At 72.4% G+C, this 21,812-nt stretch carries 26 protein-coding genes; 13 read left to right on the top strand and 13 right to left on the bottom strand.

Going from position 1 to position 21,812, the window contains the following annotated elements:
- The first annotated feature begins 15 nt into the window (after window positions 1-15).
- Window positions 16-435 (top strand): TM2 domain-containing protein, encoded by a 420-nt coding sequence (locus ABD875_RS08785; protein ID WP_345173514.1) that lies wholly within the window; start codon window positions 16-18, stop codon window positions 433-435.
- Here the strand turns inward: ABD875_RS08785 and ABD875_RS08780 are convergent.
- Window positions 432-1,091 carry a response regulator transcription factor gene (locus tag ABD875_RS08780; RefSeq protein ID WP_345173511.1) on the bottom strand — a complete coding sequence of 220 codons (660 nt, stop codon included), beginning with the start codon at window positions 1,089-1,091 and terminating at the stop codon, window positions 432-434. The two genes, ABD875_RS08785 and ABD875_RS08780, sit on opposite strands and share 4 nt — an antisense overlap.
- Complete coding sequence (locus ABD875_RS08775) at window positions 1,088-3,034, bottom strand: sensor histidine kinase (RefSeq protein ID WP_345173509.1); 1,947 nt, start codon at window positions 3,032-3,034, stop codon at window positions 1,088-1,090. The genes ABD875_RS08780 and ABD875_RS08775 overlap by 4 nt, the downstream gene beginning before the upstream one ends.
- A gap of 141 nt (window positions 3,035-3,175) precedes the next feature.
- Between ABD875_RS08775 and ABD875_RS08770 the strand changes: the two genes are divergently transcribed.
- Window positions 3,176-3,883, top strand: coding sequence for a hypothetical protein (locus ABD875_RS08770; protein ID WP_345173507.1), 708 nt, complete (start codon window positions 3,176-3,178; stop codon window positions 3,881-3,883).
- Here ABD875_RS08770 and ABD875_RS08765 read toward each other — a convergent pair.
- The 4 genes from ABD875_RS08765 to ABD875_RS08750 are packed head-to-tail and all read right to left on the bottom strand — an operon-like array spanning window position 3,861 to window position 6,431.
- Complete coding sequence (locus ABD875_RS08765) at window positions 3,861-4,706, bottom strand: DUF3097 domain-containing protein (RefSeq protein ID WP_345173504.1); 846 nt, start codon at window positions 4,704-4,706, stop codon at window positions 3,861-3,863. The two genes, ABD875_RS08770 and ABD875_RS08765, sit on opposite strands and share 23 nt — an antisense overlap.
- A gap of 48 nt (window positions 4,707-4,754) precedes the next feature.
- Entirely contained in the window at window positions 4,755-4,949 is a 195-nt protein-coding gene (locus ABD875_RS08760) for a hypothetical protein (protein WP_345173501.1), read from the bottom strand.
- Between the two features lie 18 nt (window positions 4,950-4,967).
- Window positions 4,968-5,759, bottom strand: a complete 792-nt coding sequence (locus tag ABD875_RS08755) for an MBL fold metallo-hydrolase (RefSeq protein WP_345173499.1) — start codon at window positions 5,757-5,759, stop codon at window positions 4,968-4,970.
- A gap of 9 nt (window positions 5,760-5,768) precedes the next feature.
- Window positions 5,769-6,431, bottom strand: coding sequence for a hypothetical protein (locus tag ABD875_RS08750; protein WP_345173496.1), 663 nt, complete (start codon window positions 6,429-6,431; stop codon window positions 5,769-5,771).
- Between the two features lie 138 nt (window positions 6,432-6,569).
- Here ABD875_RS08750 and hrcA point away from each other — a divergent pair, with 138 nt between their 5' ends.
- Genes hrcA through ABD875_RS08735 form a run of 3 tightly spaced genes read left to right on the top strand, consistent with a single transcriptional unit; the run spans window position 6,570 to window position 9,526 of the window.
- Window positions 6,570-7,583 carry a heat-inducible transcriptional repressor HrcA gene (gene hrcA / locus ABD875_RS08745; RefSeq protein ID WP_345173495.1) on the top strand — a complete coding sequence of 338 codons (1,014 nt, stop codon included), beginning with the start codon at window positions 6,570-6,572 and terminating at the stop codon, window positions 7,581-7,583.
- 33 nt (window positions 7,584-7,616) lie between these two features.
- A complete protein-coding gene (dnaJ, locus tag ABD875_RS08740; RefSeq protein WP_345173492.1) occupies window positions 7,617-8,786 on the top strand; it encodes a molecular chaperone DnaJ in 1,170 nt (389 codons plus the stop codon).
- Window positions 8,786-9,526 (top strand): 16S rRNA (uracil(1498)-N(3))-methyltransferase, encoded by a 741-nt coding sequence (locus tag ABD875_RS08735; RefSeq protein WP_345173489.1) that lies wholly within the window; start codon window positions 8,786-8,788, stop codon window positions 9,524-9,526. Before dnaJ ends, ABD875_RS08735 begins: the two co-directional genes overlap by 1 nt.
- Here ABD875_RS08735 and ABD875_RS08730 read toward each other — a convergent pair.
- The 6 genes from ABD875_RS08730 to ABD875_RS08705 are packed head-to-tail and all read right to left on the bottom strand — an operon-like array spanning window position 9,523 to window position 14,013.
- On the bottom strand, window positions 9,523-10,218 hold the full coding sequence (locus ABD875_RS08730) for a hypothetical protein (protein ID WP_345173487.1): 696 nt from the start codon (window positions 10,216-10,218) through the stop codon (window positions 9,523-9,525). The two genes, ABD875_RS08735 and ABD875_RS08730, sit on opposite strands and share 4 nt — an antisense overlap.
- A complete protein-coding gene (locus tag ABD875_RS08725) occupies window positions 10,215-10,730 on the bottom strand; it encodes a SigE family RNA polymerase sigma factor (protein ID WP_345173484.1) in 516 nt (171 codons plus the stop codon). The genes ABD875_RS08730 and ABD875_RS08725 overlap by 4 nt, the downstream gene beginning before the upstream one ends.
- Window positions 10,731-10,786: 56 nt before the next feature.
- Window positions 10,787-11,683 (bottom strand): winged helix DNA-binding domain-containing protein, encoded by an 897-nt coding sequence (locus tag ABD875_RS08720; RefSeq protein ID WP_345173481.1) that lies wholly within the window; start codon window positions 11,681-11,683, stop codon window positions 10,787-10,789.
- 10 nt (window positions 11,684-11,693) lie between these two features.
- Window positions 11,694-12,587 carry a Gmad2 immunoglobulin-like domain-containing protein gene (locus ABD875_RS08715; RefSeq protein ID WP_345173478.1) on the bottom strand — a complete coding sequence of 298 codons (894 nt, stop codon included), beginning with the start codon at window positions 12,585-12,587 and terminating at the stop codon, window positions 11,694-11,696.
- 26 nt (window positions 12,588-12,613) lie between these two features.
- Window positions 12,614-13,513 carry a Gmad2 immunoglobulin-like domain-containing protein gene (locus ABD875_RS08710; protein WP_345173476.1) on the bottom strand — a complete coding sequence of 300 codons (900 nt, stop codon included), beginning with the start codon at window positions 13,511-13,513 and terminating at the stop codon, window positions 12,614-12,616.
- Window positions 13,510-14,013, bottom strand: a complete 504-nt coding sequence (locus ABD875_RS08705; protein ID WP_345173473.1) for a SigE family RNA polymerase sigma factor — start codon at window positions 14,011-14,013, stop codon at window positions 13,510-13,512. The genes ABD875_RS08710 and ABD875_RS08705 overlap by 4 nt, the downstream gene beginning before the upstream one ends.
- A gap of 92 nt (window positions 14,014-14,105) precedes the next feature.
- Here ABD875_RS08705 and ABD875_RS08700 point away from each other — a divergent pair, with 92 nt between their 5' ends.
- Window positions 14,106-14,444 carry an HIT domain-containing protein gene (locus ABD875_RS08700; protein ID WP_345173470.1) on the top strand — a complete coding sequence of 113 codons (339 nt, stop codon included), beginning with the start codon at window positions 14,106-14,108 and terminating at the stop codon, window positions 14,442-14,444.
- Entirely contained in the window at window positions 14,441-15,652 is a 1,212-nt protein-coding gene (locus ABD875_RS08695; protein ID WP_345173467.1) for a monooxygenase, read from the top strand. The genes ABD875_RS08700 and ABD875_RS08695 overlap by 4 nt, the downstream gene beginning before the upstream one ends.
- Here the strand turns inward: ABD875_RS08695 and ABD875_RS08690 are convergent.
- Window positions 15,649-15,882, bottom strand: a complete 234-nt coding sequence (locus ABD875_RS08690; RefSeq protein ID WP_345173464.1) for a hypothetical protein — start codon at window positions 15,880-15,882, stop codon at window positions 15,649-15,651. The genes ABD875_RS08695 and ABD875_RS08690 overlap by 4 nt on opposite strands.
- Before the next feature lie 92 nt (window positions 15,883-15,974).
- On the opposite strand from ABD875_RS08690, the gene ABD875_RS08685 reads away from it, so the two are divergent.
- The 6 genes from ABD875_RS08685 to ABD875_RS08660 all read left to right on the top strand — a co-directional run bounded on the left by ABD875_RS08685 (window position 15,975) and on the right by ABD875_RS08660 (window position 21,810).
- The gene (locus ABD875_RS08685) at window positions 15,975-16,997 is read left to right on the top strand and encodes a PhoH family protein (RefSeq protein ID WP_345173461.1); all 1,023 of its coding nucleotides are present in this window, start codon (window positions 15,975-15,977) and stop codon (window positions 16,995-16,997) included.
- Between the two features lie 67 nt (window positions 16,998-17,064).
- Complete coding sequence (gene ybeY, locus ABD875_RS08680) at window positions 17,065-17,529, top strand: rRNA maturation RNase YbeY (protein ID WP_345173459.1); 465 nt, start codon at window positions 17,065-17,067, stop codon at window positions 17,527-17,529.
- Window positions 17,522-18,820: a hemolysin family protein gene (locus tag ABD875_RS08675; protein WP_345173457.1), complete on the top strand. Its 1,299-nt coding sequence runs from the start codon at window positions 17,522-17,524 to the stop codon at window positions 18,818-18,820. Before ybeY ends, ABD875_RS08675 begins: the two co-directional genes overlap by 8 nt.
- Window positions 18,813-19,157: a cytidine deaminase gene (locus tag ABD875_RS08670; protein ID WP_345173456.1), complete on the top strand. Its 345-nt coding sequence runs from the start codon at window positions 18,813-18,815 to the stop codon at window positions 19,155-19,157. The genes ABD875_RS08675 and ABD875_RS08670 overlap by 8 nt, the downstream gene beginning before the upstream one ends.
- Before the next feature lie 29 nt (window positions 19,158-19,186).
- Window positions 19,187-20,542, top strand: a complete 1,356-nt coding sequence (locus tag ABD875_RS08665; protein ID WP_345173454.1) for an FAD-binding oxidoreductase — start codon at window positions 19,187-19,189, stop codon at window positions 20,540-20,542.
- Complete coding sequence (locus ABD875_RS08660) at window positions 20,539-21,810, top strand: class I SAM-dependent methyltransferase (RefSeq protein ID WP_345173451.1); 1,272 nt, start codon at window positions 20,539-20,541, stop codon at window positions 21,808-21,810. Before ABD875_RS08665 ends, ABD875_RS08660 begins: the two co-directional genes overlap by 4 nt.
- Window positions 21,811-21,812 lie beyond the last annotated feature (2 nt).

Genomic DNA, 21,812 nt, shown 5'->3' with positions numbered 1-21,812 from the left:
CCTAGTCTGTCGACCATGACCCAAGGTCCTGAGACTCCCGACCCGAACCAGCAGCCGGAGGGCTCGGCGCCCCCGCCGCCGCCCTACGAGCAGCCCGCCCAGCCCACCCCGCCGCCGTACGGCCAGCCGCAGGGCGGCTACGCCCCGCCGGCCGGCGGCTTCGCCGCCCCGAACCCGGCCGCGCCGTACGGCGTGCACCCGGTCACCGGCGTCCCGTACTCCGACAAGACCAAGCTGGTGGCGGGCCTGCTGCAGATCCTGATCCCGCTCGGCATCGGCCGCTTCTACATCGGCGACACCAAGACCGGCGTGTGGCAGCTCGTCGTCACGATCCTCACCTGCGGCATCGGCGCGCTGTGGCCGTTCATCGACGGCATCATGATCCTCGCGACCGACAGCAAGGACGCCCAGGGCCGACCCCTGCGCACCAGCTAGACCGACGCTCCACCCAGTCCCGCGTCCCGCGCCCGGGCGACCGCCTCGGCGCGGGATGCGGCTGGCAGCTTGGTGAGGATCGACGAGACGACGTTGCGCACGGTCTTCTCCGACAGGTAGAGCTCCCGCGCAATGTCGCCGTTGCCGAGCCCCCGCGCGACCAGGTCGAGCACCTCACGCTCCCGGTCGCTCAGCTGCTGGAACGGCGCCAGCGCGTCGCCCCGCGTCACCAGCCGCGACAGCACCCCGGCGCCGACCCCGGCGCCGAGGATCACCTCGCCGTGCCCGGCGGCCTCGAGCGCCCGGGTGATCTCCTGCTTGCTCGCGCCCTTCACCAGGTAGCCGCGCGCCCCGGCCCGCAGCGCGGCCGCGACGGCCTCGTCGTTCTCGACCATCGTCAGCACGACGACCGCGGTCTCCGGCAGCTCGGCGGTCAGCCGGCGGGTCGCCTCCAGCCCGTTCGTGCCGGGCATCTGCAGGTCCATGAGGACGACGTCGGGGCGGGTGCGCAGCGCCTCGGCGACCGCGGCGTCCCCATCGCCGGCCTCGCCCACCACCGTCGCCCACGGCAGGCTGTCGACGACCGCGGTCAGCCCCTCGCGGAACATCGGGTGGTCGTCGACGACCAGCACCGTCAGCTGCGCCTGCTCGCTCATCGTGCTCCCACCGGGATCGTCGCCTCCACTCTCGTACCCGAGCCGGGCTCGCCGCGCACCACGCAGGTGCCGCCGAGCTCCGCCGCGCGCTGGTGCATCGAGCCGAGCCCGACGCCCGGCACCAGGTCGTCGGGCAGCCCCCGGCCGTCGTCGGCGACCTCGATGACGATGCCGTCGGCACCGCGCGCCAGCCGCACCCGCAGGTGCCGGGCATCGGCGTGCCGGGCGACGTTCGTCATCGCCTCGGCCGTGATCCGGTATGCCGCCACCTCGGCCGCGGCGGGCAGGGCGGTCAGGTCGCCGTCGGTCGACACGGACACCGCGAGGCCGTGTTCCCCGAGCCGCGCGGCCTGCTCGCGCACCGCCTGCACCAGCCCGAGGTCGTCGAGCGCCGCGGGCCGCAGGTCGTCGACGATCCGGCGCACGTCCGCGACGCCTTCGCGCAGGTAGCCGGTGGCGCGCTCGAGCACCTGCACCGCCCGGCCCGGTTCCTCGGCGACCAGCTCGACGGCGTTCTCGAGCTGGAGCGCGGTCGCGGCCAGCCGCGGGCCGAGGTCGTCGTGCAGGTCGTTGCGGATCCGCCGGCGCTCCTCCTCGCGCGCGACGACGACCTGCTCGCGCGACTGCTGGACGGCGTCCTGCAGCGCGACCGCGTGCGCCACGACCGCGGCGTGCCGGGCCAGGTCGGCGAGAAGGGCCTCGCCCCGCGTGCCCAGCCCGCCGGGAGGCGCGGAGATCGTGAGCTCGCCGACCGGCACCCGGTGGTGCACCAGCGGCACCGTCTCGAGCGCCCCGGACGGCCCGCCCTGGCGGACGGTCGTGCCGTCGGCCAGGCGGATCTCGGCGTGCGCGGTGCCGAGGGTGCTCGCGACCACGGCGAGCACGTGCGGCAGCGCGTCGAGCGGCGAGGTGGCCGCGCCGACCTGCTCACCGAGCCGGTGCACGGCTTCACCGGGCTCCGTCGCGTCGCGGTAGAGGAACCGGTTGACCAGCTGCTGCACCGGTCCGAGCAGCGGCAGCGCGACCGCGACGGCGATCGCTGCGGCCAGGCCGGCCGGCACCGGGAGCAGCCCACCGAGGACGGCGCCGACCGCGCCGAGGACGCCCAGCACCAGCGTCTTGTTGACGACGAGATCGAGGTCCCAGAGGCGGCGGCGTACCGACGACCAGGTGATCGCGGCCGGCAGCGGCAGCATCGCGACCGCGATGATCGTGTCGCTGCTGTCGGGGAACCCGAACGCGCCCACGAGCAGCACCGCGGTGAGCACGGCTCCCGCGAGCACCCAGTAGACCTGCTCCCGCTCCCGGCCGCGTGAGGTGCGCACCCGCAGCGCGAGGGTCACCAGGCCGGCCACCATGCCGACGAGGACGGCGGCCAGCGAGATCGGCAGCAGCACGCCGGTGCCGTCGACGCCGATCGGGTTCGTCAGGTGGGCGTACCGGTCCGGCAGGGCGTAGTCCTGCTGGTCGTACGGCGTCAGCGCCCACGCCAGCGTGACCAGCGCGGTCCCGACGCTGCCCACCGCGACCAGCGCGCGGCCGTACCGCCCGTAGGGACGGCCGTTCGGGAGGATCAGCAGCAGCACCGTCGGCACCAGCACGTAGCCCGGCACCCACGACCAGCTGGACAGCCAGAACGCCCAGCCGGTCACCGAGGAGCCGTCATCGAGACTGCGGTCGGCGAGCACGCCCATCGCCGCCGAGAAGGCGTTGCTGAACCCGATCAGCAGCATCACCCAGCCGACCGGCAGCCGGGGGCGGCGGGCGGCGAGGAAGCCGCCGAGCCCGCCGTACGCGATGCCGGCGGTCACGCCGCGCAGCAGCTGGTCGACCTCGGGGCGGTAGTGCTCGTTGACGGCGAGGTCGGCCGCGACCGCCACCGCGAGCGCGACGCACAGCAGCCCGCCGGCGGCGGCGCCTGCGCTGATCATCCGGGTCCTCATGGTGCGGTCATCCTCGCAGCGAGTGCGTCCCGGGGGAGCGGGTTCGATGTCCCGTGTCGTGGTCGGGACATCGAGCAGATGCCGGCGGGACGTCCGCCGCCGGAGGGTTCTCGTCATCAACCGATCGACTGAGGAGATGAAGTGAACGAGATCCGTCTGGGTGCCGGCGTGCTGGACCCGAAGCCCACCCCCACCGCCCCGGTCCTGTCCGGCGCGGTCCCGCTCCGGCGCCGGCTGCTCGCGGTGGCAGCCGTCGTGTCCCCGCTCGCGCTGTCGGCGCAGTACGCGCTCGATCCGACGGGGATGCTGCCGCGCGACAACCCGGAGGCGCTGCTGTCCGCGATCGCGGCCGAGCCCGGTCAGTACCTGGCGTCGACCGTGGTCTTCCTGCTCGGCATCATCACGCTCGTCGCCTGGGCGCTGACGCTGTTCGCGGCGCTGCGAGACCGGATGCCGAAGCTCGCCGCGACCACCGCGACCATGCTCACGCTCGCCGCGATCGGCGGCGCCGGCTTCGCCGGGCTCCGGCTCGCGGCCTGCTCCTTCGTCGACGACGGCGAGGTGACCCCCGGCGCCGTCGAGATCTGGGAGCGGCTCCAGACCGGCCCGGTGTTCAACGTCCTCACCCCGCTGCTGGCGATGACGATCCTCGGCAGCCTGCTCGCGGGCGTCGCGCTGATCCGGGCCCGGTCCGAGGTCACCGTCTGGGCCGGCCCGCTCTACCTGGTGGGGTTCGTCCTCGGCTCGGGCGAGTTCCCGGTCGCCTTCAGCGTCGCCGGTGGCCTGCTGCAGGCCGTCGCCGTGCTGCTGGTGGCGCGGCTCGCGGTCAAGCCGTCACGAAATCGATGAGCTCCTCGACCCGGCCCAGCAGGGCCGGGTCGAGGTCGTTGTACGACGAGACCTTGCCGAGGATGTGCTTCCAGGCGCGGGCGATGTCGGCCTGGTCGCGGTGCGGCCAGCCCAGCTGCTGGCAGACGCCCTTCTTCCACTCGATGCTGCGCGGGACGTCCGGCCACTTCTGCAGGCCGAGCCGCTCGGGCTTCACCGCCGCCCAGATGTCGATGAACGGGTGCCCGACGATCAGCACGTCCCTGCCGGCCGGCGACTTCGCGATCGCGTCGGCGATCCGGCTCTCCTTGGAGCCGCGCACCAGGTGGTCGACCAGCACGCCGACCTTCCGCTCCGGGCCGGGCTTGAAGTCACGCAGGTGGTCGGCGAGGTCGTCGACGCCGCCGAGGTACTCGACGACCACGCCCTCGATCCGCAGGTCGTCGCCCCAGACCTTCTCGACGAGCTCGGCGTCGTGCCGGCCCTCGACGAAGATCCGGCTGGCCCGCGCGACCCGCGCCTTCGCACCGGCCACCGCGATCGACCCGGAGGCGGTGCGCGTCGGCGCGGCCGGGGCGCCGCCGCGGGGCGGCGCGACCAGGATCACCGGCCTGCCCTCGAGCAGGAACCCTGGCCCGAGCGGGAACGTGCGTCGCTTGCCGCGGCGGTCCTCCAGCGTCAGCGTGTGGAGGTCGCGGTCGACTGCCACGATCTCGCCGCACCAGTCCGTCGTCACCTCCTCGACCACGGCGCCGAGCTCGGCCGGCGCCTCGGTCGCGCGGCCGCGCTTCGGGGCGCGCCAGTCGGTGGCCAGGACGTCGGTGCCGTAACGATCGCTGCTCACCCGACGACCGTAGGTCGCGCCACCGACAGTGCCGGGGAGGGCACGCCGTCAGTCCTCGGAGTCGTCCGTGTCGTCGGTCTCGTCGGACTTCTCGGACTCCACCGGCGCCTTGCCGCCGCCCATGTCGAGCTCGTCGGGCGACTTCGCCTCGTCCTCGTCGAGATCCTGCGCCAGCGGGTTGTCCTCGGTCGGCTGCAGGTCCTCGGGGAGGTCCTCGTCCTCGATGCCGGTGTTCTCGCTCATGGCCGAGTCGTACCCGCCTCAGATCAGCGGCAACCGCTTCTGGCTGTTCGGGAGCTGCTCGTAGCCGCGGCGGACGGCGACCGCGAGCCGCTCGCGCTCCCACGGCCACTCGCCGGCGTCGAGCGCCTGGTCCACCGGCACGCCGCGGCCCGCCAGGTCGCGGATCGTCTCGGCGACGATGCCGATGGTGTTGCGCTGCTCCTCCACGAAGTCGCGGCCGACCGGGGCGCCGTGGCCGGGCACGACCACCGTGCCCGGCGTGCTGAGGCCGAGCACGACGTCGAGGCTCAGCGGCCAGTCCATCGGCCACGAGTCGTCGTTGAACGACGGGGGAGCGGACTCCTCGACGAGGTCGCCGGCGAGCAGCACGTCGGCGTCGGGGACGCGCAGCACCAGGTCTCCGGCGGTGTGCCCCCGCCCGGGGTACACGAGCTCGACCTGCCGGTCCCCGAGGTCGAGGACCAGGGCGCTGGAGAACGTCCGGTCGGGCAGCACGACCACGTCGGAGTCGCCCCACCGCTCGAGCTCCTCGACCGCGATCTCGTGCGCGACGATCGGCACGTCGCCGTACGCCGTGCGGAACGCGCCGTTGCCGTAGGTGTGGTCGAAGTGCCAGTGCGTGTTGACGATCCCGGTCACGTCGCCGGCGCCGAGCGCGCGGACGTCCTCGATCACCTCCCGCGCCGCGGCGGCCGATCCGTGCGTGTCGACGACGAGCAGCCCGGAGGAGCCGCCCACCAGGGTCACGTTGACGTCGTACTGCTCGTAGCGCGCGACCCAGACCCGGTCGGCGATCTCGGTGAAAGCCACCGGATCACCCTAGAGGCGCAATCCCGCGTACAGCCCGCGGCGCAGCAGCTCGCCGAGGTCGGCGATGTCGTGGGCGGGCCGGGGGAACCGGAGCACCTGCTGGTGCGCACCCTGCTCGTCGACCCACTGCACCTCGACGCCCTCGGGCGACAGCCGCGAGATCTGGACGCCGAGGATCTCGGTGGGCCGGGTGCCGGTGCCGAGTGAGACCGCACGCCGCAGCTCGTCCTGGTGGCACTCGTTGGCGTGCTCGGTCGAGCGCTGCAGGTGCCCCCGGTTCATCCGGTGCTCCGGGCTGCGGAAGTCCTCCAGGGAGATCTTGTGCTGCCGGTCGTCCCGTGCCAGCAGCACGAAGTTCAGGTGCAGCACGATCGCCTCGCCGTGCGTGGGCTGGAGGCGGCCGCCCAGGGTCAGCGTGTCGGCGCGGTCGGGCCCGGTGCGCGGGCCGAGCCCGCTGGTGAGGGTCAGCAGCGCGCTCGCGCGGCGGGCGGCGGCCCGGGCGACGGGGGAGTCCGGCGGGCAGTACAGCGCCGGCGTACCTCCGTCGTCGCAGAGCTCGAGCCGGTCCTCGATGGCGTTCGGCTCGCCCTCGACCACCAGGCTCGCGGAGGCGGGGCAGGCCAGGATGCTGCGGGCGTCGGCGGCGAGCCGCCGCGAGTCGGACGGGAGCACGGATCCTCCTGGCAATCAGGTTAGAGAAGTTAGGTAAGCCTAACCTACGTCGACGCCACGCGTCGATGGGTGCGCCCCCGCGTGACACCCGCTGTAGGCTTGGCACTCCGGACATTCGAGTGCCAGTGAGGAGGCGGGATGCAGGAGGAACGTCGGCTCGCCGTGCTCCGCGCCATCGTCGAGGACTACGTCTCCACCGAGGAACCCGTCGGCTCCAAGGCGCTCGTCGAGCGGCACGGCCTCGGCGTCTCGCCGGCCACCGTCCGCAACGACATGGCCGCGCTCGAGGACGAGGGCTACATCACCCAGCCGCACACCAGCGCGGGCCGCGTGCCGACCGACAAGGGCTACCGGCTGTTCGTCGACCGCCTGACCACCGTCAAGCCGATGAGCGCCGCCGAGAAGCGCGCGATCGCCACCATCTTGGACGGGGCGGTCGACCTCGACGACGTCGTGAACCGCTCGGTGCGGCTGCTCGCGCAGCTGACCCGCCAGGTCGCCGTCGTGCAGTACCCCACGCTCTCGCGCTCGACGGTCCGCCACGTCGAGCTGGTCGCGCTCGCGCCGAACCGGCTGCTGGTCGTGCTGATCCTCAGCACCGGCCGGGTCGAGCAACGGCTGGTCGAGCTCGGCGTCGACCTCGCCGAGGACGACCTCGCCGACCTGCGCCAGCAGGTCAACCGCGCCGCGACCGGCGAGGTCATCGCCGAGGCGGTGACGTCCCTGCGCGCACTCGTGCCGTCCGGGGAGAGCACCCCGCTCGGCTCGGTGGCCGAGACCCTCGTGGACGCGATGTCCGACCACCGCTCGGACGAGCGGATCGTGGTCGGTGGCGCGGCGAACCTGGCGCGGTACGGCGACAACTTCGACTCCGCCGTCCGCCCGCTGCTCGAGGCGCTCGAGGAGCACGTCGTGCTGCTCAAGCTGCTCGGCGAGGCCTCGACCGGCGAGCTGCTGACCGTCCGCATCGGCCACGAGGGCCCCTACCAGGAGCTCGCGTCCACGAGCGTGGTCGCGACCGGGTACGGCCCGGGCGACGAGTCGCTCGCCCGGCTCGGCATCGTCGGCCCCACCCGCATGGACTACCCAGGCTCGATGGCCGCGGTGCGTGCCGTGGCGCGCTACGTCTCGCGCATCCTCGACGAGGCCTGAGCCTCCAGAACCCCAGAGATACAAGGAACGCAGTTGAGTCAGGACCTGTACGAGCTCCTCGGTGTCGCCCGCGACGCGGACGGCGACGCCATCAAGAAGGCCTACCGTCGGCTCGCCCGGCAGTACCACCCCGACGTGAACCCCGACCCCGAGGCGCAAGAGCGGTTCAAGGAGATCTCGCTCGCCTACGAGGTGCTCTCGGACCCGCAGAAGCGCGCGTCGTACGACCGCGGCGGCGACCCGTTCGGTGGCGCCGGCGGGTTCGGCCAGGGCGCGGGCTTCTCGTTCACCGACATCATGGACGCGTTCTTCGGCGGCGGCGGGGCGGCGTCCGCCGGCCGCGGCCCGCGCCCGCGCGAGCGGCGCGGCCAGGACGCCCTGATCCGGCTCGAGGTGGACCTCTCCGAGGCGGCGTTCGGTGTCACCCGCGAGCTCAAGGTGGACACCGCGGTGCTCTGCAGCACCTGCCACGGTGAGGGGACGGCGGCCGGCACCCACCCGATCCCGTGCGAGACCTGTCACGGTGCCGGCGAGGTCGCGCACGTGCAGCGCTCGTTCCTCGGCGAGATCCGCACCCTGCGCCCGTGCGCGGCGTGCCGCGGCTTCGGCAGCATCATCCCCGAGCCGTGCCGCGAGTGCTCCGGCGACGGCCGGGTCCGCTCGCGCCGCACGCTCACCGTGAAGATCCCGGCGGGCGTCGACACCGGCACCCGCGTCCAGCTCGCCGGCGAGGGCGAGGTCGGCCCGGGCGGCGGCCCGGCCGGTGACCTGTACGTCGAGATCACCATCGCGCCGCACCCCACCTTCACCCGGCACGGCAACGACCTGCACTGCACGGTGACGCTGCCGATGACCGCGGCCGCGCTCGGCACCACGCTCACGCTGCCCACCCTCGAGGCGGACGTCGTCGGCGAGGACGGCGGCGACCCGGAGCTGCAGACGTCGTTCGAGCTCGAGGTCCGTCCCGGCACCCAGTCCGGGGCCGACCGGATCCTGCGGGGGCTCGGCGTGCCCGGCCTGCGGGGCGGGCGCGGCGACCTGGTCGTCACGATCATCGTCGAGACGCCGACCAAGCTCGACGCGCGCCAGGAGGAGCTCCTCCGCGAGCTCGCGGCGATCCGCGACGAGGAGGCCCCCTCCGGCCAGGTGCGTCCCGGCCAGAAGGGCGTCTTCGGCCGCCTCCGCGACGCCTTCAACCACTGATGTCGCTGCCCGTCCACCTGGTGCCCGGCCTCGACGGGGTCGCCGTCGGGGACGAGGTCACGGTGGAGGGCGACGAAGCGCACCACGCGGTCGCCGTACGCCGCCTGCGCGTCGGCGAGCAGGTCGTGCTGACCGACGGCCGCGGCACGTCGCTGCGCGGGTCGGTCACGTCGACCGGCAAGCGGGTGTTCGCGGTCGAGGCCGAGCAGGTCACCCGGCACGAGCGTCCCGAGCCCGAGGTGGTCGTGGTCCAGGCGATCCCGAAGGGCGACCGCGGAGAGCTCGCCGTGGAGGTGCTGACCGAGGTCGGCGTCGCGTCGGTCGTGCCGTGGGCCGCCGCGCGCAGCGTCGCCGTCTGGAAGGGCGAGCGCGCCGCGAAGTCGCTCGCCCGCTGGCGCTCGACGGCCCGCGAGGCGGCCAAGCAGGCGCGCCGCTCCTGGCACCCGGAGGTCGCCGAGATGGCGAGCACCGCCGACGTGGCCGCGCTGGTCGGCGCTGCCGACCTCGCCGTCGTGCTGCACGAGGAGGCGACGTCGTCGCTGGCTGCGCTCGACGTCCCGGCCTCCGGCCGGATCGTGGTCGTCGTGGGCCCGGAGGGCGGACTGTCCGAGGACGAGGTGACGGCGTTCGTCACCGCCGGCGCGGTCTCGGTGCGCCTCGGCGCCGAGGTGCTGCGCACCTCGACCGCGGGCGTCGCGGCGGTCTCCGCCCTGCTGTCCCGCACCGCACGCTGGGCCTAGGTGGTGGCGTAGCCCAGCAGCTCACCGTCGTGGGCGCTCGCGAAGAGGATGGCGTCGCGGAGCGCCACGTCGGACGCGAGCCCGGTGAGGTCGCTCATCGAGAACTGGTCGGCCCGCGGGCCCGACTCGACGACGTTCACGATCGTCTGGACGCCGTCGCCCTGGATCCAGATCTGCGAGGCGTGGGACAACCGGTCATCCTGGTAGACCTTCGTCAGCACGGTGGCCGGGCCGGACGGCGTGGTGAGGACCTGGCACCGCGGCGTGGTCGCGGCGCACGCGGGGACCGGCAGGCCCTCGGCGAGGTAGACGGTCGCGTTGAGCCGGACCTCGCCCTGGGGGCCGGACGCGACGAACTCGAGCGCCTGCCGGTCGTCGCCACCCGTTGCGGTCACGCCCGGGGCGAACCCCTCGGGAAGATGGTCGGCGAAGACCTGCGCCATCCGCTCGGACCACTCGGCGCGCACGGACGCCTGGCGCTGGTCGGCGGCGTCGACAGTGCCTGACCCGCCGTGGCCGGCGCTCGCCCACGCGGTTCCGGCGACGACGACGGCAGCGACGAGGGCGCCCGCGGCTGCCCGCCGTCGCCGCACGGTGGCGCGTCCGCGGCTGAGGACGTGGTGGGTGAGGTCGTCCAGCGGCTCGAGGTGGTCGAGCTCGGTGGCCAGGCGGTCTCGAAGGTCCGTCGTCATCGGGTGGCTCCTGTGGCAGTGGTGGCGTCGAGGCCGGTGAACTCCTCGCCGAGTCGGTCGCGGAGGTGAGCGAGGGCCTTGCTGGTGGTGGACTTGACCGTGCCCTCGGAGCAGCCCAGGACGCCGGCGGTGTCCCGGACCGACAGGTCGTCCCAGAACCTGAGCATCACGGTCGCTCGCATCCGCGGTGGCAGCTCCGCGAGCGCCCCCAGCAGGGTCAGCGTGTCGTCGGGAGCGCGGTGCGGTGCGGCGACGTCGATGACGTCGTCGGACAGGAGCTCCCGGCGCCGATGGGCTGCGACCTTGAAGAACGCGCGCACCAGGGAGGTCGTGGCGTACGCCGTGGGGTGGTCGACGCGCCTCCAGGCCAGGTAGGTGCTGAGCAGCACCTGCTGCACCAGGTCACGGGCGCTCTCGCGCTCGCCGGTCAGCAGGTACGCCTTGCGGTAGAGCTGGTGCTGGGTGTCGCCCACCCAAGCGGTGAAGGCGTCCTCGCGGCTAGGTCGTCCCATGGCTCTCCGATCTCACACCCGTACAGAGACCAGTGCCCCGCGGATGGTTGCCTCGGTCAGCGACTCTTCAGCAGGTCCGCGACGACCTCCAGCTCCTGGTCGAGCTCGGACCGCTCCCGCTTGGTGAGCGCCCGGAACAGCTCGACCTCGCCGTCGGCCCTCCAGAGCCCCTCCAGCATGCCGTCGACCAGCACCACCATGCCGAGGCCGCCGTTCGGGCCCATCCAGCGGCGGCGGTTCTCCGGGGAGGTGACCCGGTCGCGGCCGGCGTGCGCGAGCCACAGGTTGTCGTAGGTGCCGAACAGCCGCACCGGTGCCGGCGCGTCCGCCTCGACGATCTCGCCGCCCGGGACGTCGTACAGCACCTTGCCGTGCTCGTCCTCGTGACGGACCAGGTCGGCCATCCCCGCGAGCACGGGCCCGAGCCGGGTGACGCCGGACCAGGCGGTGACGTCGGCGGTCGAGGCGGGGCCGAACGCGCGCAGGTAGCGGCGCACGATCTCGGGCACGTCCGGCTCGCGCAGCGGGGCGCCGACCCACTCCTCGAGCGGCGCGTAGTCGACCTTGCCCGATCCGCGCCACGTCCCGCGCGGCGGCTTCTGGACCAGCGCCTGCTGGAACTGGGGGACCGGCTCGGCGTGGTTGCGCTGCACCTTGTCCATCACCACCTGGGTCCACGGCCGCAGCTCGAGGGCGTCCTCGGGCGTGAGCAGGTGGATGGTGCCGCGCATCGTCAGCAGTCGCACCAGCGTCCGCTCCTCGAGCGCGCTTGTGACGTCCTCCGGGTCGAACGCGGTGAGCCGCGCGTGCAGCGAGAGGTACGGCGGCAGGGTCTCCTGCGCCTGCAGCCCGAGCAGGTGCCGGGACATCGCGACCGGCGTCGCGTCGACCCGCTCGAGCAGGTACTGCCGGTGCAGCAGCGTGCGGTTGAGCTGCCGGGCGGTCAGCCTCATCCCGCGGGGCTCAGCCGACGACGATGGTCTTGGAGTCCTCGGCGGGGCCGTTGCCCTCGGCGCCCCCGGAGGGGTCGTCGGTCATCGCCACGAACGTGTAGGTGCCTGGCTCCAGGTCGGACACGTCGACCTCGGTCTCCCAGGGGTAGAGCTTGTCCATCCAGCCCTCGGCGGTCGCGAACCCGTCCTTCACCACGGCGCCCGAGGCGTCGCGGATCTCCCACGGCGTGGTCGCCTCGAAGGAGCTCGAGACGCCACTGGCCGTGAACGTGCCGGACACGCTCGCGCCCTCCTCGGGCGAGGTGACGTTCACCATCGAGCGCACCTGGAGCTCCGGCTCGTTGCCGATCTGGCCGCCGAAGCCGAACAGGTCAGCGGGCTCGCCGTCGAGCACGATCTCGACCGGGAGCCGGGACTGCGCGATGCCCTGCACCGTGTAGACGAGCTGCTGGGCGGCCAGCCGGGCGTCCTGCTCGGACATGCCGTCGGGCAGGGTGGTCCAGGACTCGTCGGGGAGGCTGACCTCGATCGCGTCGTCGTCGACCTGCACGTCGGTGAACGAGCCGTCGACGGCGTACGCCGTCCGGTAGTCGGGGTCGAGCGCGTCGCCGGCCGTCATCAGCGCCAGCGCCTCGACGGCCGGGTTGTCGGCCTCGACCTTGCGGAACTCGCGGAACAGGACCTCGCCGTTCGGGGCGTCGCCGACGAAGTAGACCGGCACCGTCGTCGTCGCGGAACTGCCCGAGTCCGATTCGCCGGAGGCGGGCGACGAGCTGTCGTCCTGCTGCTTGCCGGACCCGTTCCCGGGCTTCGGGTCCGCTGCGGTCGGGGTGGTGTCGTTGCCGCACGCCGTCGCCGCGAGGGCGGTGGTGACCAGCAGGGCGGCGAGACGCGTGCGCTTCATGGGTCCATCCTCCCGTTCCGGATCGGCTATCGGACGGTGATCGTTCGCGTGTCGGTGAACAGCAGGCTCTGCTCGGCGCCACCGGAGGGGTCGGGGTTCACGGCGACGAACAGGTACTCGCCGGGCGCGAGGCCGCTCAGGTCGACCTCGGTCTCCCAGCCGTACAGCTTGTCGCCGGTGCCGGTCGCGGTCGTGTACCCCTCGCGCACGGTCTCGCCGTCCGGGCGCCGGACCTCCCACACCACCGTGGCCTCGTAGGCGTTCGCCCGGCCGCGGGCGATCATCGAGCCCTCGTACGCGTTGCCCTCCGCCGGGTCGCTGATGCTCATCAGGCTCAGCACGTCGTTCTGGGGCAGGGCGCTGACCGGTGAGCTCCCGCGCTGGCCCTCGCGCCAGAACCAGACGGGGAGCGGTTCGCCAGCTGCGCCCTGGAGGGTGTAGACGACCTGTTGCACGGCGAGCTCGTCGGTCAGGTCCCCCTCGAGCAGGTCGACATGGATCCCGTCGTCGCGGACGGTGACGTCGCCGAACGAGCCCTCCGGCCATGGCGTGGTGTAGTCCGGGTCGGACGGCGGCTGCTGGATGCGGTCGAGCGCGGCGTCGAGCGCGTCGTGGCCCTCGGCCTCGTCGAACTCGCGGTACAGCCGCTCGCCCCGGGGTGTGTCGCCGACGAAGTACGCCGGCACCAGGAAGGTCTCCTGGCCGTGGCCGTCGTGGGCCGGTCCCGGGTCGGTCGCCGAGTCGTCGCCGAGCACGGCGAACGCAGTCACCGCCGCGGCGGTGGCGAGCACCGTCGCCCCCGCGGCGTAGAACCACGGGCGCGCGGCAGCCCGCTGCGGGTTCGCCGTGCGCTCCCGGATGTCCTGGAGCCGGTCGGCGGGCTCGATCCCGTCGACCGCGTCGTGCAGCAGCTCCGAGATGTTCATTGGTCCTCCTGGAGGAGCTCACGCAGGGCGGCGGCGCCACGCGAGGCGTGGCTCTTCACCGCGCCGCGACTGATCCCGAGCGCGTCGGCGATGTCGGCCTCGGACAGGTCGAGGTAGTAGCGCAGCGCGAGCACCTCGCGCTGCCGCTGGGGCAGCGCCCGCAGCGCGTCGAGCACGACCTCGCGCCGGTCGGAGTCGGGCGTGGAGTCGGGGGAGTCGACGGTGCGGAGCGTGGCGGCGTGCCGCTCGACGACGGCGCGGTGCCGCAGCGCCGAGCGGGAGCGGTTCACCACGGTCTGGCGCAGGTAGGCGAGCGCCCGGCCCGGGTCGCGCAGCCGGGCCCAGCGGGCGTGCACCGCGACGAACGCGTCCTGCACGACCTCCTCGGCGACGCCCTGGTCGCGGACGAGCAGCACCGACAGGCGCACCAGCGACCTCCAGTGCGCGGCGTAGAGCTGCTCGAGCGCCTCGTCGGCGCTCCACACCACCCGCTCGGTCATTGTCGTCACGCTAGTGGGACGCCCAGGTGGGCCGACCGGTTTACCCGACGGTCGACCTGGGCCGTGCGAGGATTCGGTGAAGGAGGTCACACGTGGAGGACTGCTTGTTCTGCAAGATCGTCTCGGGGGAGATCCCCGGGGAGGTCGTGCACACCACCGAGCGCACGGTCGCGTTCCGCGACATCAACGCGCAGGCGCCCACCCACGTGCTGGTGGTGCCCAAGGCCCACCACGCGAACGCCGCCGAGCTCGCGGCCGCCGACCCGCAGGCCTCGGCCGAGCTGGTGCTCACCGCTGCCGCGGTCGCGACCGCGGAGGGGTACGACGACTACCGGCTCGTCTACAACACCGGTGCGGGTGCGGGACAGAGCGTCTTCCACACCCACCTGCACGTGCTCGCGGGCCGCCCCCTGACCTGGCCGCCCGGATGATGCGCCGCCTCGGCCTGGCCGCCGCTCTCGTGGCGGTGGCCCTCGGCCCGCTCGCGGGGTGCGTCACCGAGGGCCAGGACCGGCGCACCGGTCCTCCCGCGGAGGTCCTGAAGCAGCAGGACCCGCCGGAGGTCCAGGCCTCCCAGCTCGCCGCGATCAAGCCCGGCAAGCAGCTCCCGCTGCGCGACGGCGAGCAGCGGATGACGGTCAAGATGGCGGCGGCGTACACCCCGTCCGCGCCGACCGGGGTCGGGACCGACGACTACCGGTGCTTCCTGCTCGACCCGAAGCTGAAGAAGGACGTGTTCCTCACCGGCAACCAGGTGCTGCCGGGAAACCCGCAGGTCGTGCACCACGTGATCCTGTTCCGCGTCGACCCCGAGCAGGTCGGTGAGGCGAAGGCGCTCGACGCCGAGACCCAGGACCCGGGCTGGACCTGCTTCGGCGGGACCGGCCTGAAGGGCGAGTTCGCGAACGTCGACGACGCGAACTGGCTGGCCGCCTGGGCGCCCGGCGGCGACGAGACCATGACCCGCGACGGCTACGGCACTCCGCTGCGCGCCGGCTCCCAGATCGTCATGCAGGTCCACTACAACCTGCTCCAGGGTGCGGCCCCCGACGTCTCCAGCACCCAGCTGCGCTGGATGTCGGGCGACGCCGGCCTGACGCCGCTGCACACCTACCAGCTGCCGGCGCCGGTCGAGCTGCCCTGCCGTCCCGACCACAGCGGCAGCCCGCTGTGCAACCGCTTCAACGCCGAGGCCGACATCCGCGCCCGCTTCGGCGAGGACCAGAACACCCACAACCTGCTGCACCTGCTGTGCGACAGCCCGATCGAGGCCGTGCAGACCACGAGCTGCGTGCGCAACGTCAACCGCGGCATGACGATCCTCGGCGTCGCCGGCCACATGCACCTGCTGGGCCGCAAGATCTCGATCGAGACGAACCCGGGGACGCCGGAGGCGAGGACGATCCTCGACGTCCCCATCTGGGACTTCGACAACCAGGGGTCCAGGCCGCTGAAGGAGCCCCTGCACCTCGACGCGGGTGACACGGTCAAGGTCACCTGCACCCACGTGCAGTGGCTGCGCGACGTCCTGCCGGCGTTCGAGGAGCAGCGCGAGGACCGCTACATCCTCTGGGCCGAGGGCAGTACCGACGAGATGTGCCTCGGCTCGCTCTCGGTCGCCTTCGACGACGAGAGCTAGAGCAGGAACGCGACCCGCAGCGCCATCAGCACGACCGGCAGGCCGAACACCAGCAGCATCACCCAAGCGGTGATCAGGTGCCGCGGCTTGGCCGGGTCGAGGGAGCCCGCGAAGTCCAGCAGCGCGCCGTCCGGCACGTGATGGGTGAGGCCCATGCTCCGGGCGTCGTCGGGGAGGTGCGCTCCGGCGAACCAGTACGGCGCGGCGACCTGCTCCGACTCCCTCTCCATGGCGTCACGTTACTCGCTGGGCCGCGCTCCGGTGCTCCCGTAGCATGGAGAGGCACCTCCACCCACGCGAAAGGCAGCCCGTCCGGGCATCCATGACTGACAGCAACCACACAGGGGACCGCACCGCTCACGCCACCCGGCACACCGTGGTGGTCCCCAACAGCATCAACATGGTCAGCCTGCTGGGTCCTGGCGACGAGTACCTCGGGATCATCGAGGGCGCGTTCGACGCCGAGGTCCACGTCCGAGGCAACCGCATCACGCTGTACGGCGAGCCCGGCGAGGTCGCGCTGGCCGAGCGGCTGCTCGACGAGCTGGTGACGATCATCCGCACCGGCCAGGGCATCACGTCCGAGACCGTCGAGCGCGTGCACACCATGCTGCGCGCGGAGACCACCGAGCGTCCGGCCGACGTGCTGAGCCTCAACATCCTGAGCAACCGCGGCCGCTCCATCCGCCCGAAGACGCTGAACCAGAAGCGCTACGTCGACTCCATCGACAAGCACACGATCACGTTCGGCATCGGCCCGGCCGGCACCGGCAAGACGTACCTGGCGATGGCCAAGGCCGTGCAGGCCCTGCAGTCCAAGAACGTCAACCGGATCATCCTGACCCGCCCGGCCGTCGAGGCGGGCGAGCGGCTCGGCTTCCTGCCCGGCACCCTGAGCGAGAAGATCGACCCGTACCTGCGCCCGCTCTACGACGCGCTGCACGACATGATCGACCCCGACTCGATCCCGAAGCTGCTGGCCGCCGGCACCATCGAGGTCGCGCCGTTGGCCTACATGCGCGGCCGCTCGCTCAACGACTCCTTCATCATCCTCGACGAGGCGCAGAACACCTCGCCGGAGCAGATGAAGATGTTCCTGACCCGGCTCGGCTTCGGCTCCAAGATCGTGGTCACCGGTGACGTCACCCAGGTCGACCTGCCCAGCGGCACGAAGTCCGGCCTGCGCGTGATCGAGGAGATCCTCACCGGCGTCGAGGACATCTCGTTCAACCGGCTCACCAGCCACGACGTCGTACGCCACAAGCTGGTCGGGCGGATCGTCGCGGCGTACGACGAGTTCGACGAGCGCACGAACCGCGGGCCCAAGCAGGTCGGCAACCCGTGAACCACCCCACGAAGTTCCACGCTCCTTCCGCTGCGCTCCCTCCGCGCGCAACTTCGAGGGGACCCCGGTGACGATCGAGATCCTCAACGAGTCCGGCCGTGAGCTCGACGTGCGCCGGCTGTCGGAGCTCAGCCGGTTCGTGATGGACCGGATGCGCGTGCACCCGCAGGCGGAGCTGTGCATCAAGGCCGTCGACGAGGCGACCATCGCCCAGCTCAACGAGCAGTGGATGGAGAAGGAGGGCCCGACCGACGTGCTGGCCTTCCCGATGGACGAGCTGCGTCCCGGCCTGGTCAACGAGGAGCCCGAGGAGGGCGTGCTCGGCGACCTGGTGCTGTGCCCCGACGTCGCCGCCCGCCAGGGCGAGACCGCCGGCCACGGGACCGAGGCCGAGATCGAGCTGCTGACCGTGCACGGCATCCTGCACCTGCTCGGCTACGACCACGCGGAGCCCGAGGAGCACAAGGAGATGTTCGGTCTCCAGGACGAGCTCCTCGCCGCCTGGCGGTCGCCGGGCTCCGCCGGTGACTAGCGGCGACGTCTGGCTGCTGCTCGTCGCGGCCGCACTCGTCGTACTCGCCGGGCTGTTCTCCGCGGCCGACGCCGCCCTCGGGTCTTTCTCGCGCGCCCGCGCCGAGGAGCTGGTGGCCGAGGGCAAGCCGGGCTCGCGGCGGCTGCTGGCCGTGCTGGACGACCCGCCGCGCTACCTGAACACCGCGCTGCTGCTGCGGCTGCTGTGCGAGATCGCGGCGATCGTGATCGTCGCGGTCCAGCTGCAGATCGCGTACGACGCGTTCTGGCCGGCCGTGCTGACCGCGATCGGCGTGATGCTGGTGATCTCCTTCGTCGCGATCGGCGTCGGCCCCCGGACCGTCGGCCGCCAGCACTCCGAGCGGATCGCGCTGCTGTCGGCCGCGCCGATCGCGACCGTGACCGCGGTGCTCGGCCCGATCCCGCGGCTGCTGATCCTGGTCGGCAACGCGCTGACGCCGGGCAAGGGATTCCGCGAGGGCCCGTTCTCGACCGAGACCGAGCTGCGCGAGCTGGTCGACCTGGCCGAGGCGTCGGCGGTCATCGAGTCCGGCGAGCGCAAGATGATCCACTCGGTCTTCGAGCTCGGCGACACCAGCACGCGCGAGGTGATGGTCCCGCGCAACGACGTGGTCTACATCGAGCGCTACAAGAACCTGCGCCAGACGATGTCGCTGTTCCTGCGCAGCGGCTTCTCGCGGGTGCCGGTGATCGACGACAACCTCGACACGATCGTCGGGTTCGCCTACCTCAAGGACATCGTCCGCCGCGACTTCGAGGCTCCCGACGTGGAGTTCACCCAGCGCATCGACGAGGTGATGCGGCCGGCGTACTGGGTCCCCGAGTCCAAGCCCGTCGACGCACTGCTGTCGGAGATGCAGGCCAACCGTCAGCACATCGCGGTCGTGGTCGACGAGTACGGCGGCACGGCGGGCATCGTCACCATCGAGGACGTGCTCGAGGAGATCGTCGGCGAGATCACCGACGAGTACGACGAGGAGCAGGTCGAGGTCGAGACGCTGGAGGATGGCCGGCTGCGGGTGTCCTCGCGCTACCCGATCGACGACCTCGACGAGCTGTTCGGCTTCGAGGTCGAGGAGGAGGACGTCGACAGCGTCGGCGGCCTGATGGCCAAGCACCTCGGCCGGGTGCCGATCCCCGGGTCGGTCGTCGAGGCGCACGGGCTGCGCTTCGAGGCCGAGGCCGCCACCGGCCGCCGCAACCGGATCGGCACCGTGCTGATCGCCCCGGTCCCGGCCGACGACGAGGAGAGGGAGGACGACGATGAGTGACCTGTCCGCGGAGGATCAGAAGCTCGTGACCCTGGCCCGCGCGACGCGGGCCCGCACCAACGCGGCCGAGGGCGCCGCCGTGCGCGACGCCGACGGCCGCACCTACGCCGGCGCGACCGTCGCGCTGCCCTCGCTGCAGGTCTCGGCGCTCGGCGTCTGCGTCGCGATGGCCGTCGCGTCCGGCGCGAAGGGGCTGGAGGCCGCGGTCGTGCTCACGGACGCCGACGCCGTCAGCCCCGACGACCTCTCGGCCCTGCGCGACCTCGGCGGAGCGGGTGTCGTGGTGCACCGCGGTGACACGCGGGGAACCGTGCTCGCCAGCAACCTCGTGGACTGAGCCGCCGCTCGCCCGATACCTTTGGTCTCGTGAGTCCCAAAGGCTGGGCGGCGCACGAGCAGGCGGTGGGCCGGCTGCGAGCGTCCTACGCCGCGATCCCGCCCGGTGCGCCGGTGCGGCTGGCCAAGAAGACGTCCAACCTGTTCCGTCCCCGCGCCGCGACCAACGCGCCCGGCCTGGACGTCTCGGGCCTCGACGGCGTGATCGCGGTCGACACCGAGGCGCGCACCGCGGACGTGCAGGGCATGTGCACCTACGAGGACCTCGTCGACGCGACCCTGCCGTACGGCCTGATCCCTTACGTCGTCCCGCAGCTGCGCACGATCACGCTCGGCGGCGCGGTCACCGGGCTCGGCATCGAGTCCACGAGCTTCCGCAACGGTCTGCCGCACGAGTCGGTGCTGGAGATGGACGTCTTCACCGGCGGCGGTGAGGTCGTCACGACCGTGCCGGGCGAGGACCTGTTCGACACGTTCCCCAACTCCTACGGCTCCCTCGGCTACGCCACCCGGCTGAAGATCGAGCTCGAGCCCGTGCCCGGCCACGTCGCGCTGCGTCACGTGCGCTTCGACGACCTCGGCCTGCTCGCGAAGTCGATCGCGGACATCACCGAGACCGGGGCGTACGCCGGCACCCGCGTCGACGGGCTCGACGGGGTGGCGTTCGCACCGGGGGAGTACTACCTGACGCTCGCGACGTGGAGCGAGTCCGGCGGCGCGACCAGCGACTACGCCGGCCAGCAGATCTACTACCGGTCGATCGAGCAGCGCGAGACCGACCTGCTCACGATGTACGACTACCTGTGGCGCTGGGACACCGACTGGTTCTGGTGCTCGGGCGCGTTCGGCGCCCAGAACCCGACACTGCGCCGGGTGTGGCCGCGACGCTGGCGCCGCTCGGACGTGTACATGAGGCTGCTCGGCCTCGACCGGCGCTTCTCGATCGCCGACCGGCTCGACCGGCGTGCCGGCCGGCCCCTGCGCGAGCGGGTGATCCAGGACGTCGAGGTGCCGGTGGAGCGGCTCGGGGAGTTCCTCGAATGGTTCGACGAGGCGGTCGGCATGCGACCGGTGTGGCTGTGCCCTCTCGTGGCGAAGCGCGCCTGGCCCTCCTACCCGCTGGAGCCGGGGGAGACCTACGTCAACGTCGGCTTCTGGGGCACGGTGCACGTCGGCCCGGACGCGCCGAACGGCCCGCGCAACCGCGCGATCGAGGCGAAGGTGCACGAGCTCGGCGGGCACAAGTCGCTCTACAGCGAGGCGTTCTACGACCGCGCGACCTTCGACGAGCTCTACGACGGCGCCAACCTCGCCGCCGTGAAGCGGCGCTACGACCCACAGGAACGGCTGACAAGCCTGTACGACAAGGCGGTGAAGAGGCGATGAGCAGGACCTACACCATCGGCGAGGCGATGGAGTCGCTGTTGAAGGACGGCATGCCGCTGCGGTTCACGGCGTACGACGGCAGCGCGGCCGGCCCGGTCGACGCGCCGTACGGGATGACGCTGCTCAACGAGCGCGGGCTGGCCTACATCATGACCGCGCCCGGCGACCTCGGCCTCGCCCGCGCCTACGCGGCCGGCGACCTCGAGCTGACCGGCGTGCACCCGGGCGACCCGTACCCGGTGATGCAGCTGCTGCAGAACCACACGAAGTTCCGCCGGCCGTCGCCCTCCGAGGTCCTCGCGATCGTGCGCAGCCTGGGCATCGCGAACCTCAAGCCCCCGCCGCCGCCCCCGCAGGAGCACCTGCCGCGCTGGCGCCGGGTGGTCGAGGGCCTGCGGCACTCCGAGTCGCGCGACGCCGAGGTGATCCACCACCACTACGACGTGTCCAACGAGTTCTACGAATACGTCCTCGGGCCGTCGATGACCTACACCTGCGCGGTCTTCCCGACCGAGGACGCCACCCTCGAGGAGGCGCAGCGCGCCAAGTACGACCTGGTCGCGCGCAAGCTCGACCTCCAGCCCGGGCAGCGCCTGCTCGACCTCGGCTGTGGCTGGGGCGGCATGGTCCGGCACGCGGCGCGCGAGTACGGCGTGCACGCGCTCGGCGTGACCCTGTCGCGCGAGCAGGCGTCGTGGGCGCAGCGCGCGATCAAGGAGGAGGGCCTCGACCACCTCGCCGAGGTGCGGTTCATGGACTACCGCCACGTCGAGGAGTCCGGCTTCGACGCGATCTCCTCGATCGGTCTCACCGAGCACATCGGCGTGAAGAACTACCCGGCGTACTTCGGCTGGATCCGCGACCACCTCAAGCCGCAGGGCCGGCTGCTCAACCACTGCATCACGCGCCACGACAACAAGCCGCGCAGCACCGGGGCGTTCATCGACCGCTACGTCTTCCCCGACGGCGAGCTGATCGGCTCCGGCACGATCATCAGCGAGGTGCAGGACGCCGGGCTCGAGGTGCAGCACGAGGAGAACATCCGCGTGCACTACGCCAAGACGCTCGCCGGCTGGTGCCGCAACCTCGTGGAGAACTGGGACGCCTGCGTCGAGGAGGTCGGGGAGGGCACCGCGCGGATCTGGGGCCTCTACATGGCCGGCTCGCGCATCGGCTTCGAGCGCAACGAGATCCAGCTCCACCACGTGCTCGCGACCAGGACCGACGAGAACGGGGTCAGCGGTTACCCGCTGCGTCACACGTTCTAGCC

Origin of the sequence: Nocardioides caricicola, assembly GCF_039541135.1 — a bacterium.
GTDB classification, from domain to species: Bacteria; Actinomycetota; Actinomycetes; order Propionibacteriales; family Nocardioidaceae; genus Nocardioides; species Nocardioides caricicola.
This window is presented reverse-complemented; position numbering and strand designations above follow the sequence as displayed.

Excerpts from the sequence above, each read along its gene's own strand:
- ABD875_RS08720 (WP_345173481.1), bottom strand. The coding sequence starts at position 11,683 with ATGAGGCTGACCGCCCGGCAGCTCAACCGCACGCTGCTGCACCGGCAG.
- ABD875_RS08725 (WP_345173484.1), bottom strand. The coding sequence starts at position 10,730 with ATGGGACGACCTAGCCGCGAGGACGCCTTCACCGCTTGGGTGGGCGAC.
- ABD875_RS08785 (WP_345173514.1), top strand. The coding sequence starts at position 16 with ATGACCCAAGGTCCTGAGACTCCCGACCCGAACCAGCAGCCGGAGGGC.
- ABD875_RS08660 (WP_345173451.1), top strand. The coding sequence starts at position 20,539 with ATGAGCAGGACCTACACCATCGGCGAGGCGATGGAGTCGCTGTTGAAG.
- ABD875_RS08780 (WP_345173511.1), bottom strand. The coding sequence starts at position 1,091 with ATGAGCGAGCAGGCGCAGCTGACGGTGCTGGTCGTCGACGACCACCCG.
- ABD875_RS08735 (WP_345173489.1), top strand. The coding sequence starts at position 8,786 with ATGTCGCTGCCCGTCCACCTGGTGCCCGGCCTCGACGGGGTCGCCGTC.
- ABD875_RS08710 (WP_345173476.1), bottom strand. The coding sequence starts at position 13,513 with ATGAACATCTCGGAGCTGCTGCACGACGCGGTCGACGGGATCGAGCCC.
- ABD875_RS08685 (WP_345173461.1), top strand. The coding sequence starts at position 15,975 with ATGACTGACAGCAACCACACAGGGGACCGCACCGCTCACGCCACCCGG.
- ABD875_RS08695 (WP_345173467.1), top strand. The coding sequence starts at position 14,441 with ATGATGCGCCGCCTCGGCCTGGCCGCCGCTCTCGTGGCGGTGGCCCTC.
- ABD875_RS08670 (WP_345173456.1), top strand. The coding sequence starts at position 18,813 with ATGAGTGACCTGTCCGCGGAGGATCAGAAGCTCGTGACCCTGGCCCGC.
- ABD875_RS08760 (WP_345173501.1), bottom strand. The coding sequence starts at position 4,949 with ATGAGCGAGAACACCGGCATCGAGGACGAGGACCTCCCCGAGGACCTG.
- ABD875_RS08705 (WP_345173473.1), bottom strand. The coding sequence starts at position 14,013 with ATGACCGAGCGGGTGGTGTGGAGCGCCGACGAGGCGCTCGAGCAGCTC.
- ABD875_RS08730 (WP_345173487.1), bottom strand. The coding sequence starts at position 10,218 with ATGACGACGGACCTTCGAGACCGCCTGGCCACCGAGCTCGACCACCTC.
- hrcA (WP_345173495.1), top strand. The coding sequence starts at position 6,570 with ATGCAGGAGGAACGTCGGCTCGCCGTGCTCCGCGCCATCGTCGAGGAC.
- ABD875_RS08715 (WP_345173478.1), bottom strand. The coding sequence starts at position 12,587 with ATGAAGCGCACGCGTCTCGCCGCCCTGCTGGTCACCACCGCCCTCGCG.
- ABD875_RS08690 (WP_345173464.1), bottom strand. The coding sequence starts at position 15,882 with ATGGAGAGGGAGTCGGAGCAGGTCGCCGCGCCGTACTGGTTCGCCGGA.
- ABD875_RS08775 (WP_345173509.1), bottom strand. The coding sequence starts at position 3,034 with ATGAGGACCCGGATGATCAGCGCAGGCGCCGCCGCCGGCGGGCTGCTG.